The organism is Streptomyces sp. CGMCC 4.7035, assembly GCF_031583065.1.
Lineage (GTDB): Bacteria > Actinomycetota > Actinomycetes > Streptomycetales > Streptomycetaceae > Streptomyces > Streptomyces yaanensis.
This window is the reverse complement of sequence record NZ_CP134053.1, coordinates 4239808-4253285: the sequence shown is the minus strand read 5'-3', so window position 1 is coordinate 4253285 and position 13478 is coordinate 4239808. Positions and strand designations below refer to the sequence as shown.

Below are 13478 nucleotides of genomic sequence, written 5' to 3'. Positions count from 1 at the left end.
ACGAGCGGGCGGCACGATGAACGAGTTGGTTCCCGGGGGCAATCTGCCCCTGCCGGGCGGCACGCTGACCCTCAGGGTGCCGGGCCCTTTCGACGTCTCGGCGATCGTCACGGACGCCGGCGGAAAGGTGCGCGGCGACGCGGACTTCGTGTTCTACAACCAGCCTTCCGCGCCCGGTGTCCGCCTGCTCGGCGCGGAACTCACCGTGCATCCACCCCGGTTGCGGGCGGGAGCGGACCGCGTCACCGTCGTCGTCAGCCCCGCCGACCCGTCCGTGTCCCTCGGCGCCCTGCCCGCCCCGACGCTGCACGTCCTGGGACCGGGCGGCCGCGCCGTGGCCCGCTTCACCCCGCCACGCCCACAGCGGGAGAGCGTCCTGCTGCTCGCCGAGCTGTACCGAAGGGGCGCGGACTGGAAGCTGCGCGCGCTCGGCCAGGGATACGCGGACGGACTCGGCGGCGTGGCACGGGACTTCGGGGTGGAGGTGGCGGAGGACGCCACTCCGGCACCTCCGCACGTTCCGGAGCCGGCCCGCGTGTCCTCGCCGGACGGCTTTCTGAACCTGGTCAACGCCGCGCGCGCCAGGGCGGGTTCCCCACCCGTCTCGCTCGACGCACGGCTCGCCGCGGCGGCGCAGGCCCACGCCGCCGACATGGCCGCCCGTGGCGCGCTGGCGACCGAGAGCGCGGACGGCACGTCCGTGTATGAGCGGATCACCGCGGGCGGATCCCCGTATCTGACGGTCGGCGAGCACCTCGTCTCCGGTCCGCGTACCCCGGCCGAGTTCGTGGAGTACTGCCTGTCCGACGAGCGATCGCGCCGCACCCTGTGCGAGCCGGCGTTCACCCGGGCAGGTGTGGCGCACGTCGCCGGGCATCGCTCGCGGGACGTGTACTGGACGGCGCTGTGGACCCGCCCGTTCTCGCCCGCCGGTCTGGTGCGCACGGCCGACGAGGTGATCGCGCTGACCAACGCAGAGCGGGCCGCGGCCGGTCTGCCACCCCTGGCGGGCGATCCCCTGCTCGCGGCCGCGGCCCAGGCGCACAGCGCCGACATGGTGGCTCGCGCGTTCTACGCGCACACCTCGCCCGACGGCCGAGAGCCCTGGGACCGTGCGGCCGCCGCGGGCTCCCGCCACCGCACGGTGGGCGAGAACATCGCCTGTGGCCAGCGTTCCCCCGCCGAGGTCGTCCGCGGCTGGATGGACAGCCCCGGCCACCGGGCCAACATCCTCAAGCCGGCCTTCACCCATATGGGTGTCGGCTTCGCGGGCGGCGGCCGGGCCGGCACGTACTGGACGCAGCTGTTCGGCGGCTGAGGCCGTCAACTCACGTACCTTCCCTGCTTTCCTGGCGTTTTCACCGCCGCAATGCGGGCGGCCGCTGAACCGCGTGGACCGGCTGAACGGCGTGTCCGAGGAACACGGAGATGCAGGCCGGCCGCCGACCGATGTCTTCACTCTTCGGCGGATACGGCTACATGCTGGAGTAGCTCATCGCCCGGCTGTACGCGGACGCGCGCATCACCCGCATCTACGCCGGGACCAGTGAGGTCATGCAGGTCATCATCGCCAAGTCCCTCGGTCTGTGAGGCGGTACAGGTGCAGGATTTCTCCGGCAGGTCGGGTGCCGCGCTCGTCGCGGGCGGCACCGGGGGCATCGGCGCGGCGATCGTACGGATCCTGGCCGAGCGCGGCAGTGACGTGGCCTTCACCTACCGCGCCAACCAGGAGGCGGCAAAGGCCCTCTTCAGTGAGGTCAGGGAGCGGGGGCGCCAAGTCCTCGCATTGCGAGTGGACTTGAGCGACGAGTCGGCCACGGCTCGGGCGGTGACGGAGGTCGCGAGAACCCTCGGCGGCATCCACACCCTCGTCTACGCGGCGGGCCCGCATGTGCCGATGGTGCATCTGAGCCGGGTCTCGCCGAGCCAGTACCGCGCGCAACTCGATGCGGACGCCGGGGCGTTCTTCAATCTAGTGCATCCCGCGCTGCCGAGGCTGCGGGAGAGCCGGGGCGCAATCGTGGCCGTCACCACCGTCGCCACCCGGCGGTTCCCGGTGCGCGACGGTCTGTCCTCGGGTACGAAGGGCGCGGTCGAGGCGGTCGCGCGGGCGCTGGCCGCCGAAGAGGGCAGGTACGGGGTGCGCGTGAACTGCGTGGCACCCGGCATGCTGACCGACGGGATCGCCGCACGGCTCATGGAGACCGGCGAACTCGACGAGGCGGCGCTGGCGGTCACCCGGCGCAACATTCCGCTGCGCCGGTTCGGTGGAGCGACGGACATCGCGGAGGCTGTCGTGTTCCTGGCCTCGGACCGGGCCGGGTACATCACCGGCCAGGCGCTGGGTGTCGACGGCGGGTACAGCGTCTGACCCGGTTCACGCGGGCGTGAACCGGGCTCGTGCGCCGGTCAGGAGGAAGCGATCCCCCGCCGTCCACGCCTGCCGGATCCAGTGGAGCGGGCGGTACGACGCCGCCCCGGCCGTCGACATCGCCCTTCTCCTGCAAGGGGATCACAGATTCCACTCCGGTGGCCATGGAGCCTCGCGCGGAGGCGACGTGGAGCAGGCAGAGGTCGGCGACGGCGCCCCGCGTCCGCCGACGAACGCGGCACGTACGACGTCCGCGGACAGCACGTCGAGGCCGGCGGGAGAGCGCGCGTCTCTCGGTCACGCTGGACCGCCCCAGGGTCCGCAACGCCTTCGACGCCGGCACGCGCGACGCGCTGTGCGAGGCGCTGCACGTCGCCGTGGCTGATCCGTCGATCACGCGCGTCGATCTGTCCGGCAACGGCCCCGCGTTCTGCGCCGGAGGCGATCTCGCCGAGTTCGGGACGTCCCGCGACCCGGCGCGGGCTCAGCTGGTGCGGGTGCGGCGGAGCCCGGCCGCGCTCCTGCAGCAGTGCGCGGACCGGGTGACCGCACATCTGCACGGCGCCTGCGTGGGCGCGGGCATCGAACTGGCCGCCTTCGCGGGTCGCGCCCTGGCCGTCCCGGAAACGGTGATACGCCTGCCCGAGGTGGAGATGGGCTGATCCCAGGCGCGGGCGGCACAGCGAGCCTTCCCGTCCGGATCGGCCGGGAACGCACCGCCTACCTCGCCCTGTCCGGTGTCACCCTGACCGCCGGGGAAGCGCTCGCCTGGGGCCTCGTGGACGAGATCACCCCGTCCGCCCGCGTCACAGCACGGCGACCGGATTGACAGGGGAGCCCGTCCCGCCCGGAATGTTCAGGGGCGCAACGACGAGCAGGAACTCGTACCGTCCCGCCTCGGCGGTCGCGGCGGAGAGGGCTTCCAGGTCGAGGTTGTCCAGCAGCGGCACCCCCATCGCGGTCATGGCGAGCGCGTGGACGGGCGAGTGCACGCCGTCGACGGGTGAGGGTCGCACGTCGCTGTCACCGTCACCGCCGAGCAGGGCGATGCCCCGCTCGGCCAGCAGCGGTACGGCGTCCACATGGAAGCCCGCGCTGGCCGTGTCGGGGTCCCAGGCACCGAGCTCCCGGCGGCGGCGGACGTGTCCCGAGCGCAGCAGCACCGCGTCGCCTTCGCCGATCGTCACATCGAGAGCCTTCTCGGCCGCGATGATGTCCTTCGCGTGCACCGCCTGCCCGGGTTCCAGCCAGCCGATCCCGAGGACGGTGGGGAGGTCGAGGAGCACCCCCGTCGTGACGAGGGGTCCGAGTGCGGACACCGCGCCGAAGCGGGCGCCCGCGGCGTCGACGACCTCGGATGCCGTGCGGTCGTCGTAGAGCTGCCCCCGGTAGGCGACATGACACAGCGCGTCGAGATGCGTGATGCCCTTGCCGTGGTAGTCGGCGGCGATGAAGTCCTTGTGGGTGGAGGGCTCCGGGGCCTCGACGTCCCCGAGGTCGGTCATGTGGTGCAGGGCGGGCTTGCGGTTGTCGGGCCCGGACCGGGTGTTCCAGGGCAGCGCCAGCGGCACGACCGTCCCGGACCGTACCCGGGCCGTTGCCCGCCGCACATGGTCCGGGGTGACGCGGTTCCAGGCCCCACGGTCGGCCGGGGCCCAGCGGCCCCAGGTGCGGACGGCCTCGAAGAGCTCGTCGAACTCCTGCCGGGAGACGGGCGGACCGTTGCCCGTACCCCCGAGATCAGCTTGCCCATGGAAAACCGACATAAGCCCTAAAATAAAGAAAATGCCCCACGGATGATCGAGGGCAGCGTGTCGGCCAACGGTGTGCCACCGAGCTCGTACCCCTTCGGCGCCGCGAGTGTCGGCGAAGCGCCCGAGCGGAACGACGCCCTGGTCCGTGCCGTCAGCAGGGCCGTGGAGGTGAGCGGAGCGCATGCCGGAAGTGTGTTCCTGGTCTCCGACGACGGCCGCTCGCTCGTCCTGACCGCGGCCTGCGGAACACCGCCTTCCTTGCTCGGCGACTGGCGTCGGATCCCGGTGAACAGCCATCTCCCGGTGGCCGAGGCCTACCGCTTCGGGCACATGGTTCACCTGGCCGATGTGAAGGAGACCATGCGGCGCTACCCCCAGCTCGCGGTCGCCATGCCCTACGCGTTCGGTTCCGCCTCGGTGCCCGTGCGAGCGGGCGAGCAGACCTTCGGAGCGATGGCCGTGCTGTGGACCTCCAAGCCGGAGGGAATGGGACTGTCGAGAGCACAGCGCCGGCAACTGCGCTCCACGGCCGACCGTCTGGGCACCGCCCTCGCCGGGCTCAGCGCCCGGCGGGCGCTCGGTGAGTGCGACGAGAGAACCGCTCCGGTGGTGGTTCCGATGCCGTACGCACCGGTCATTCGGGTGGGCCTGTTCGACTGGAACCTCGACACCGGAGCCCTCATCGCCGACGACGAGCTGTGCGCGATCTTTGGCATCCCGCCCTGCGAGTTCGACGGACGGGCGGCCACCCTGGCGGCCAGGGTCGAGCCCGCGGATCTGCCCGGCTTCCGGTCTGCCGCCCTCGCCGCGGTCGAGGAGGGCCATGTGCTCGCTCACTGCCTGCGCACCCGGGACGGCGGCGGGGGCCAGCGCATGGTCGAGCTGTGGGGCCGGGTTCCCGACAGTCCGGACGACCCGGGGGCCTCGTCCCATCTGGTCGGCGCCGTGCTCGATTCCGGGAGCGGCATGGCGGCCGTCGCGGCGATCGAGCGGCTCGCGGACGGCTTCTTCGCACTCTCCCCGGACGGCCGTGTCACCTATGCCAACCACAGCCTGGAGGACCTGCTGCACATCAGCCATGAGGAACTGCTCGGCCGGTGCCTGTGGGACGTCCTGCCGTGGCTCGGTGATCCCGTCTACGAGGACCGTTACCGGGCCGCCACGATCTCCCAGCAGCCGGTCTCCTTCCTGGTCCGTCGCCCGCCCGACGAGTGGCTCGTCTTCTCCCTCCACCCGGGCGAGCAGGGCATGACGGGATGGGCGGCGCCCGTGAGGCAGCCGCTGCCTGCCGGGGCCGGGCCCGGAACGTCCGTCGCGGAGGACTGCCCGCCCGTCTCCCTGTCGCCACCGCCCGCGGCCCCGCGCCTGGGTTCCCTCTACCGTGTGCTCCAACTGGGCAGCGCCCTGACCCAGGCGGTCACCGCCCACGAGGTGTGCGATGTCGTCGCCGAGCAGTTGCTTCCCGCGTTCGGCGGCCAGCGGCTGGCGGTGGCCGTGGTGGACGAGCAACGGCTCCACCTGCTCGCCCAGCGCGGCTGGCCGGAGGACGTTCTCGCGCGGTACGAGGGCACCCTGCTGCACGCCCGGCTGCCGGTGACGGACGCACTGACCTCCGGGGCCCCGCTCTTCGTCGAGTCGCGGCAGGAACTGCTGGAGGCGTACCCCGGGATCCCGGCCGCAGACTCCGACTCCTGGGCGTTCCTGCCACTGATCGCCTCGGGCCACCCCGTCGGCGCCTGCGTCATCGGCTTCGACGGCGTCCGCCTTTTCCCCGAGGAAGAGCGCGGGCTCCTCACCGCGCTGGGCGGTCTGATCGCCCAGGCCCTCGAACGCGCCCGGCTCTACGACGCCGAATACGCCCTGGCCCGCGGGCTGCAGAACGCCCTGCTGCCGCACCGGCTGCCCAGGCTGCCGGGCCTGCGCGTCGCCGGGCGCTACCTTCCGGGGACCAGGGGGATGGACATCGGCGGCGACTGGTACGACGTCATCCCGAGCGGCCAAGAGGTCGTGCTGATCGTCGGGGACGTCGAGGGGCACAACGTCGCCGCCGCGGCCACCATGGGCCAGCTGCGCAGCGCGGTGCGGGCCTTCGTCACCGCCGGCCACGACCCGAGCCACGTCGTCGCCAGCACCAACCGGCTTCTGCTGGACCTCGATCCCGCCCCGCTCGCCAGCTGCTGCTACGTTCGCTTCCACCCCGGCTCGGGGGTAGTGAGGATGGTCCGGGCGGGCCACTGCCCACCCCTGCTGCGTCTGCCCGACGGGCACGCCGAGATCCTGGACCTGCCCGGCGGCCCGCTGCTCGGCGTCGCGGGAACGGCCGACTACCCGGAGGCGGAACTGCGTCTCGTGCCCGGCGCCGTTCTGGCCATGTACACGGACGGGCTGGTCGAGCGGCGCGGCTCCGACATCGGTTCGGGCATCGACCGGCTGCGGTCCTCACTGGCCCGCAGGGAGGAGGACCGGCTGGAGGATCTGGCCGACGCCCTGCTGCGGGACGCCCGCCAGTCCCGCGACAGGGCGGACGACATCGCTCTCCTGCTCACGCAGTACGCGCCCTCCCCGTCCCCGCGGACGGCGGCGAAGCCACCGTCCGCGCGCTGAGTCCGGCCCGTCGGCGCGCCGTCGGCACGCCGAGCCGGGCCTACTCCTCGTAGTAGGTCGCGTCCGACCGGTCGAGGGCGGTGCTGATCGGCTGGACGTAGAGCAGGTTGTTGTAGTGACGGATTTGACTTGCTCTTCCTCCTGAAGGAGGGAGATTCTGGCCTGCTCGCTCGGTGCGGTGCCGCTACGCGGCATGGGCATCGGGCGGGCTTCCGTGGCTTCCTGTTTCTTCGCGCTGCGCCAGAACGGGTTCTGGTCTTACCGGCGCTCCGCAGGCTGTCACCGCCAGTCCGGCGGCGTGTTTGACGTTGATCGCGGCGTTGTGGTCCCGGTCGTGGAGGGTGCCGCAGGCGGTGCAGACCCATTCCCGCACATGAAGGGGTTTGGGTCCGTCGCGGTGGCCGCAGGTGGAGCACACCTGGCTGGTGGGCTCGAACCGGCCGACCTTCACGAAGGTCCGGCCGTACCGCTTCGCCTTGTACTCCAGCATGCCCACAAACCGGGACCAGCCCGCGTCATGCACGCTCTTGGCCAGCCGGGTGCGCGCCAAGCCCTTGACCGCCAGATCCTCCACCGCGACCGCTTGATTCTCGCGGATCAGCCGGGTGGAGAGCTGGTGATGGAACTCGCGGCGCGCGTCGGCGACCTTGGCGTGGGCGCGGGCGACCTTCAGGCGGGCCTTGGCCCGGCTCCTGGATCCTTTCTGCTTGCGGGACAGCTCCCGCTGGGCCTTCTTCAGTTTCTTCTCCGCCCGGCGCAAGAACCGCGGGGAGTCGATCTTCGTGCCGTCGGACAGGACGGCGAAGTGAGTCAGGCCCAGGTCGATGCCGAGGGCACTGCCGGGGTCCGGCTCGCTGAAGCGGGTCCGGTCCTGCTCCGGGTCGGTGTCGATGACGAAGGAGGCGAAGTATCGCCCGGCCGCGTCCTTGATCACCGTGACGCTGGAGGGGATGGCGGGCAGCGTGCGCGACCAGCGCACTTTCACCTCGCCGATCTTCGGCAGCAACAGCCTTCCGGTCTCGTTGAACTTCCAGCGCGCGTTCGCGGTGAACCGGACCGACTGCCTTTCGTCCTTACGGGACTTGAAGCGGGGCGCCCCTACCCGCGCCCCTTGGCGGGCTCCCTTCAGGGAAGCGAAGAAGTTCCGGTACGCGCTCTCCGCATCCCGCAGCGACTGCTGCAGCACCACCGCCGACACCTCGCCCAGCCAGTGCCGCTCACGGGTCCTCTTCGCCTCGGTGACCAGCGTCCTCGACAGCACCGCCGCGGTCGGAAACGCCTCCCCCGCCGCCCGCGCCCGCTCCCGCGCCGCGATCGCGTCGTTGTACACCACCCGCGCACACCCGAACGCCCGGGCCAGCGCGCTGCGCTGACCCGGTGTCGGATCGAGACGGAAGGCATACCGAAGCTGCATGATCCGGACGCTAACACCCGTCACCGACAGCCCGGGACGGATCAGCCGAATCCAGCTCCACCGGAACGATTCGGCGACGCTCCGCGTCGCCACGCCCCAATTCGCTTCACCAACGGCGTGAACGCCGGTGCACTGCGAATGAATCCCGGTAGCCGAAGGATCGCTTCCCTGCGGACCGCAGGATCAACTCCCCTCGGGATCCCGGTGGTTCGGTCGCCGGTGCGGCGGCTGGTCCGGCGCCGGGCGGGACTTGAGGGGTGGGATGTCGCGGGTGTGCGGCTTGTCCGCGTCGAGCGTGAACGGTTCGCCGTGGTGGTGGATCGTCAGCGGTTCCCCCGCCCGCAGCGCGTACGTGGCCGTCGTACGACCGATCTCCACCCGTAGTCGGCGGCCCAGGACTTCCAGGGTGAAGGCGAGACGGCCGAACCTCTCCGGCAGGCGCGGAGCGAACTCGATCCTCGACCCGTGGTGGCGCAGACCGCCGAAGCCCGCGACGAGCGCCACCCATGTACCCGCCAGGGACGCGATGTGCAGGCCGTCGCGCGTGTTGTGCTCCAGGTCCTCCAGATCCATCAGCGCGGCCTCGTGCAGATAGTCGTAGGCGAGGCCGAGATGGCCCGTCTCGGCCGCGACGACCGCCTGGCAGCAGGCGGACAAGGATGAGTCGCGCACGGTGAGCGGCTCGTAGTAGGCGAAGTTGCGCGCCTTGTGCTCCGCGTCGAAGAAGGGGCTGCACGTGTACATCGCCAGTACCAGGTCCGCCTGCTTGACCACCTGCTTGCGGTACAGGTCGAAGTACGGGAAGTGCAGCAGCAACGGGTACTGGTCGGGGCGGGTCCCGGCGAAGTCCCACCGCTGATAGCGGGTGAATCCGGCGTGCTGTTCGTGTACGCCCAGTTCGGCGTTGTACGGGACGTGCATCGCCTCGGCGGCGTCCCGCCAGGCCGCGCTCTCCTCGTCGTCCACGCCCAGTTCCCGGGCCCGCCGCGGATGGCGTTCCACGGCGTCGGCGGCGGCCAGCAGGTTCGCTCGGGCCATCAGGTTGGTGTACGTGTTGTCGTCGGCGACGGCGCTGTACTCGTCCGGGCCGGTCACCCCGTCGATGTGGAAGGTGCCGTGGTGGTCGTGGTGGCCGAGCGAGCGCCACAACCGGGCCGTCTCCACGAGCAGTTCGACCCCGGTGTCGCGTTCGAAGCGCTCGTCGCCGGTGGCGGCCGTGTAGCGGACGACGGCGTCGGCGATGTCGGCGTTCACATGGAAGGCGGCGGTGCCGGCCGGCCAGTACGCCGACCCCTCCGAGCCCTCGATGGTCCGCCACGGGAACGCCCCACCGCGCAGCCCGAGTTGGACGGCCCGTTCCCGGGCCGCGGGCAGCGTGTTCCGCCGCCACCGCAGCGCCTCGGCGACCGCGCCGGGCGAGGTGTAGGTGAGCAGCGGCAGCACGAACATCTCGGTGTCCCAGAACGCGTGCCCGTCGTACCCGGAGCCGGTCAGCCCCTTGGCGGGTATCGCGCGCTGTTCGGCGCGGGCCCCGGCCTGCAGGACATGGAAGAGCGCGAAGCGGACGGCCTGCTGGATCTGCTCGTCGCCGTCGATCTCCACGTCCGCGCGGGCCCAGAACTCGTCGAGAAACTCCCGCTGTTCAGTGAGGAGCCCGGACCAGCCCACGCTCACGGCAGCGGCCAGCGCCGCGTCCACCTGGTCACTGACCGCGGGCAGCGAACGCGTCCCGGACCAGCCGTGGGAGACGAACTTCTCCACGCGCAGCCGCTCGCCGGGCGCGAGCGAGGAGGCGACGGTGAGGCGGGCGAGGTCGTCGGTCGCCTCGCTCTCGGTGGTGGTCGGATCGGGACCGCCGACGACGTGGTCGGCGGCCGCGCCTACCCTGAGGCCGCTCCTGCGCGTGCGGTGCACCAGCCGCAGCCGGCCGTTCTTGGCGAAGTGCTCCTCCGCCTCCAACGGCGACTGAAGGACGACGGCGGCGCGCGGATCACCGCCATGCTCGGGCAGTTGCTCGTTGGCCACCAGCTCCGACTGGACCACGACCCGGGCCGGTCCACCGACGGCCTCGACCTCGTAGGCGACCGCGGCGATGGCGCGCTGGGTGAAGGAGACCAGCCGCGTGGACCGCACCCGGACCGTCGAGCCGGCCGGTGAGGTCCACTCGCAGGTCCGCGTGAGCAGTCCGGTGCGCAGGTCCAGGACGCGTTCGTGGGAGCGCAGCCGCCCGTAGCGCAGGTCGAAGGGCTCGTCGTCCACGAGCAGACGGATGATCTTGCCGTTGGTGACGTTGATGACGGTCTGCCCGGACTCCGGATAGCCGTATCCCGCCTCCGCGTAGGGCAGCGGATGGATCTCGTGGACGCCGTTCAGGTAGGCGCCCGGCAGCCCGTGCGGCTCGCCCTCGTCGAGGTTGCCGCGCCACCCGACATGCCCGTTGGACAACGCGAACACGGACTCGCTCTGCGCGAGGACGTCCAGGTGCAGCCCGCGTTCGCGCAGCGTCCAGGGGTCGACGGCGTACGACGTATGGGTGATCACGGCCGCTCCCCCAGTTCCGCGAGATCCCGTACGACGATGTCGGCGCCGTGGGCGCGCAGGGCGTCCGCCTGGCCGACGCGGTCCACGCCGACCACGAACCCGAAATGACCGGAGTGCCCGGCGTCCATGCCCGCGAGCGCGTCCTCGAAGACGGCGGCGGCCTTCGGCTCCACACCGAGGTCGTGGGCGGCGGCGAGGAAGGTGTCCGGGTGCGGTTTGCCCGGCAGGTGCCGCTCGGCGGCCACGATCCCGTCGATGCGTACGTCGAAGAGGCGTTCCGCGCCGATCGACCTCAGGACGTCGCGGCAGTTGGCGCTGGACGAGACCACCGCCGTGCGCAGCCCGGCGGCACGCACGGCCTCGACGTAACGGATCGTGCCCTCGTACGCCTGCACGCCACGGGTGCGGATCAGCTCCAGGAGCAGCTCGTTCTTGCGGTTGCCGAGGCCGTGCACAGTCTGCCGGCCGGGCGGGTCGTCGGGGTCGCCCTCGGGCAGATGGATGCCCCGGGAGGCGAGGAAGGTGCGGACGCCGTCGGCGCGGGGGCGCCCGTCGACGTACTCGTCGTAGTCGGTGACGTCGTCGAAGGGGCGGTAGGAGGCCCCGTCCCGCCGACGCAGGAAGGTGTCGAACGTCTGCTTCCACGCGGCCGCGTGGACGACGGCGGTCTTGGTGATGACCCCGTCGAGGTCGAAGAGGCAGGCCTGGATGTCGTCCGGAAGACCGAGCTCTGTCATAGGAGCCACCTTCCCCGAAGAACGCGGTGCAGAGGGTGGCGCGGGCCACATTCCACGGTTCCTCGTCAGGAGCGTCTGACCCTCCTGCCGGTGTGGCCTCGACCGAGCGCGTGCAGATACTCCAGAGCGTCCAGCACCACCGTGCGGTCGTACCAGGCCAGCCACGCGCCCGCCTCGCCGCCGACGATGTCGAGCGCCTTGGTCTGAGCCGTCGTCAGCCCCTTGATCCGGTGGTCCAAGTGGGCCGAGACCATGCCCACGCACACTCCGGAGGCGGTGGTCAGCGGCACGCTGTGGCAGGCGTGACTGCCCGCCCGCAAAATGGCCTCGCGGGCGGGTTCGGTGAACACGGGGTCCGTCGCCACGTCCTGGACGGTGACCTGGGCGACGTTGCGTGCGGCGAGCGCGCAGGAGGTGCCGTCCTTACCGACGTGGCCGAAGAAGTCGACGAAGTCGGGGGTGAGTCCGGTGTGCTTCTCGATGCGCAGACCGCCGTCCGTGCGGTCGGCCGTCTGTACGTTGCCCATGCCGGCGTCGATGACGGCGAGGGTTTGACCGAGGACCGCGCCGAGCACGGCGCCCCGGTTGCCCGGCCCGGCCCGCCCCGTCCGGTCGAAGGTCAGTCGGGGTTCGGCGTGGCGGGCACGCCGGGGAAACCACAGGGACTGGCGCGGGTCCGGGCGCGGAACGGCGGTCAGGGCTCCTGCCAGGGTGCGCAGCTTCACGTTGTACTGCTGCGAGGCGCGCTGGAGGAGAGCGAACGCGCTCTCGGAGTCCGGCAGCGCGTAGCGTTCCCGCAGCATGCCCTGGGCTTCGGAGATCAGCGGATGGGCACGCAACCGGGCCCGCAGATGGCGGACCTCGGCGCGCAGCCGTGCCTGCTCCGCGCTGTCACCGTGCTCCGTCAGTGGCGACTCGCTCATACGACGCCCTGGTCCTTTCCCGTGTCCGCATGCCGCCACGCCCGGTGCGGGCGGCACTCTGTGTGCGCGCCTTCCCCGCACTCCCCCGAGTACACGGGTGACTCGGTGGCCGCGCGGTCGATCAGGGCTGTTCCGGCCGCCCCTCTCGCCATCCGGGGCGACCTTTGATCCAATGACCTCCTATGACTTGGCCAGGTATGACTTTCGACGACCTCCTCAAGCGGGCCGCGTCGCTGGCCCGCCCCGGCCGCCGTGCGGTCCTCGGCATCACCGGCAGCCCGGGAGCGGGCAAGACGACGCTCGCCGAGCACGTGGTCCGCGAACTGAACGGGACCGGGGACCCGTGGGTGGCGCACGTCCCCATGGACGGCTTCCACCTGGCCGACGTCGAGCTGGACCGCCTGGGCCGCCGCGAACGCAAGGGCGCGCCCGACACGTTCGACGCGGCCGGGTACGCGGCGCTGCTGCGGCGTCTGCACGAGGAGGAGGACGGCGAGACCGTCTACGCGCCCGGTTTCGAGCGGGTGCTGGAGCAGCCGATCGCGGGCACGATCCCGGTACCGCCGACGGCGCGGCTCGTGGTCACGGAAGGCAACTACCTCCTCCTTGACACGGGGGCCTGGGCACGGGTCCGCCCGCTGCTCGACGAGGTGTGGTTCTGCGAACTCGACGAGGCGGAGCGCATCCGTCGGCTCGTCACGCGTCACGAGGAGTTCGGCAAGGATCACGACGCGGCGGCGGCGTGGGTGCTGGGCACGGACCAGCGCAACGCGGACCTGGTCGCGACGACCCGGGACCGGGCGGACCTGGTGGTACCGGGGACGGCACTCCCGGCGCCGTACGCGCGGCCGGCTGCCGGCGCACCGGCCTGACCTGTCCCGGCGCTCCGGGGAGGGAGTCGGTTGTCAGTGGCGCGGATCAGGGTGCGGGCACCGACCAGGGGCAGGGGGTGTGTCGTTGTGAGCGTCGGTGATCGGCTCTGTCGTCCCGTCGGGGGCACCGCCCACTCGGGCTGTCACTGTCCCCGAACCCGCAGCCTGGGCCGCCGCCCACGGCCTCCAACTCGGCAGGGCGGAGCGTCACCGCGCTCAGCCCGTGCCGCGCACTGCCCGTCGCGGTCCGCGGGACCGGTGA

The 13478-nt window shown here is 71.8% G+C and carries 9 protein-coding genes and 2 pseudogenes; 6 read left to right on the top strand and 5 right to left on the bottom strand.

The features are described 5' to 3' along the window. Positions 1–16 precede the first annotated feature (16 nt). The 4 genes and pseudogenes from Q2K21_RS18285 (at position 17) to Q2K21_RS18270 (ending at position 3200) form a co-directional block, all read left to right on the top strand. The gene (locus Q2K21_RS18285) at positions 17–1318 is read left to right on the top strand and encodes a CAP domain-containing protein (protein ID WP_310772145.1); all 1302 of its coding nucleotides are present in this window, start codon (positions 17–19) and stop codon (positions 1316–1318) included. Positions 1319–1444: 126 nt separating this feature from the next. Beyond that, positions 1445–1590: pseudogene (locus tag Q2K21_RS18280) on the top strand (acyl-CoA dehydrogenase family protein); the annotation flags it as partial. Between the two features lie 10 nt (positions 1591–1600). Further along, on the top strand, positions 1601–2371 hold the full coding sequence (locus tag Q2K21_RS18275) for an SDR family NAD(P)-dependent oxidoreductase (RefSeq protein ID WP_310772141.1): 771 nt from the start codon (positions 1601–1603) through the stop codon (positions 2369–2371). A gap of 164 nt (positions 2372–2535) precedes the next feature. Continuing rightward, positions 2536–3200: pseudogene (locus tag Q2K21_RS18270) on the top strand (enoyl-CoA hydratase/isomerase family protein). Here the strand turns inward: Q2K21_RS18270 and Q2K21_RS18260 are convergent. Beyond that, the gene (locus tag Q2K21_RS18260; RefSeq protein WP_310772134.1) at positions 3178–4137 is read right to left on the bottom strand and encodes a cyclase family protein; all 960 of its coding nucleotides are present in this window, start codon (positions 4135–4137) and stop codon (positions 3178–3180) included. The pseudogene Q2K21_RS18270 and the gene Q2K21_RS18260 sit on opposite strands and share 23 nt — an antisense overlap. A gap of 30 nt (positions 4138–4167) precedes the next feature. Between Q2K21_RS18260 and Q2K21_RS18255 the strand changes: the two genes are divergently transcribed. After that, positions 4168–6729 carry a SpoIIE family protein phosphatase gene (locus Q2K21_RS18255; protein WP_310772131.1) on the top strand — a complete coding sequence of 854 codons (2562 nt, stop codon included), beginning with the start codon at positions 4168–4170 and terminating at the stop codon, positions 6727–6729. Between the two features lie 184 nt (positions 6730–6913). On the opposite strand, the gene Q2K21_RS18250 is transcribed toward Q2K21_RS18255, so the two are convergent. The 4 genes from Q2K21_RS18250 to Q2K21_RS18235 all read right to left on the bottom strand — a co-directional run bounded on the left by Q2K21_RS18250 (position 6914) and on the right by Q2K21_RS18235 (position 12344). Then, the gene (locus Q2K21_RS18250; RefSeq protein ID WP_310772128.1) at positions 6914–8143 is read right to left on the bottom strand and encodes an RNA-guided endonuclease InsQ/TnpB family protein; all 1230 of its coding nucleotides are present in this window, start codon (positions 8141–8143) and stop codon (positions 6914–6916) included. Between the two features lie 183 nt (positions 8144–8326). Then, a complete protein-coding gene (locus tag Q2K21_RS18245; protein WP_310772125.1) occupies positions 8327–10684 on the bottom strand; it encodes a glycoside hydrolase family 65 protein in 2358 nt (785 codons plus the stop codon). Next, a complete protein-coding gene (locus tag Q2K21_RS18240) occupies positions 10681–11421 on the bottom strand; it encodes an HAD family hydrolase (protein ID WP_310772123.1) in 741 nt (246 codons plus the stop codon). Before Q2K21_RS18240 ends, Q2K21_RS18245 begins: the two co-directional genes overlap by 4 nt. Before the next feature lie 65 nt (positions 11422–11486). Beyond that, positions 11487–12344, bottom strand: coding sequence for an ANTAR domain-containing protein (locus Q2K21_RS18235; protein ID WP_310772120.1), 858 nt, complete (start codon positions 12342–12344; stop codon positions 11487–11489). Positions 12345–12541: 197 nt separating this feature from the next. On the opposite strand from Q2K21_RS18235, the gene Q2K21_RS18230 reads away from it, so the two are divergent. Continuing rightward, a complete protein-coding gene (locus tag Q2K21_RS18230) occupies positions 12542–13216 on the top strand; it encodes a nucleoside/nucleotide kinase family protein (protein WP_310772117.1) in 675 nt (224 codons plus the stop codon). Positions 13217–13478 lie beyond the last annotated feature (262 nt).

Excerpts from the sequence above, each read along its gene's own strand:
- Q2K21_RS18285 (WP_310772145.1), top strand. The coding sequence starts at position 17 with ATGAACGAGTTGGTTCCCGGGGGCAATCTGCCCCTGCCGGGCGGCACG.
- Q2K21_RS18260 (WP_310772134.1), bottom strand. The coding sequence starts at position 4,137 with ATGTCGGTTTTCCATGGGCAAGCTGATCTCGGGGGTACGGGCAACGGT.
- Q2K21_RS18255 (WP_310772131.1), top strand. The coding sequence starts at position 4,168 with ATGATCGAGGGCAGCGTGTCGGCCAACGGTGTGCCACCGAGCTCGTAC.
- Q2K21_RS18250 (WP_310772128.1), bottom strand. The coding sequence starts at position 8,143 with ATGCAGCTTCGGTATGCCTTCCGTCTCGATCCGACACCGGGTCAGCGC.
- Q2K21_RS18240 (WP_310772123.1), bottom strand. The coding sequence starts at position 11,421 with ATGACAGAGCTCGGTCTTCCGGACGACATCCAGGCCTGCCTCTTCGAC.
- Q2K21_RS18235 (WP_310772120.1), bottom strand. The coding sequence starts at position 12,344 with ATGAGCGAGTCGCCACTGACGGAGCACGGTGACAGCGCGGAGCAGGCA.
- Q2K21_RS18230 (WP_310772117.1), top strand. The coding sequence starts at position 12,542 with ATGACTTTCGACGACCTCCTCAAGCGGGCCGCGTCGCTGGCCCGCCCC.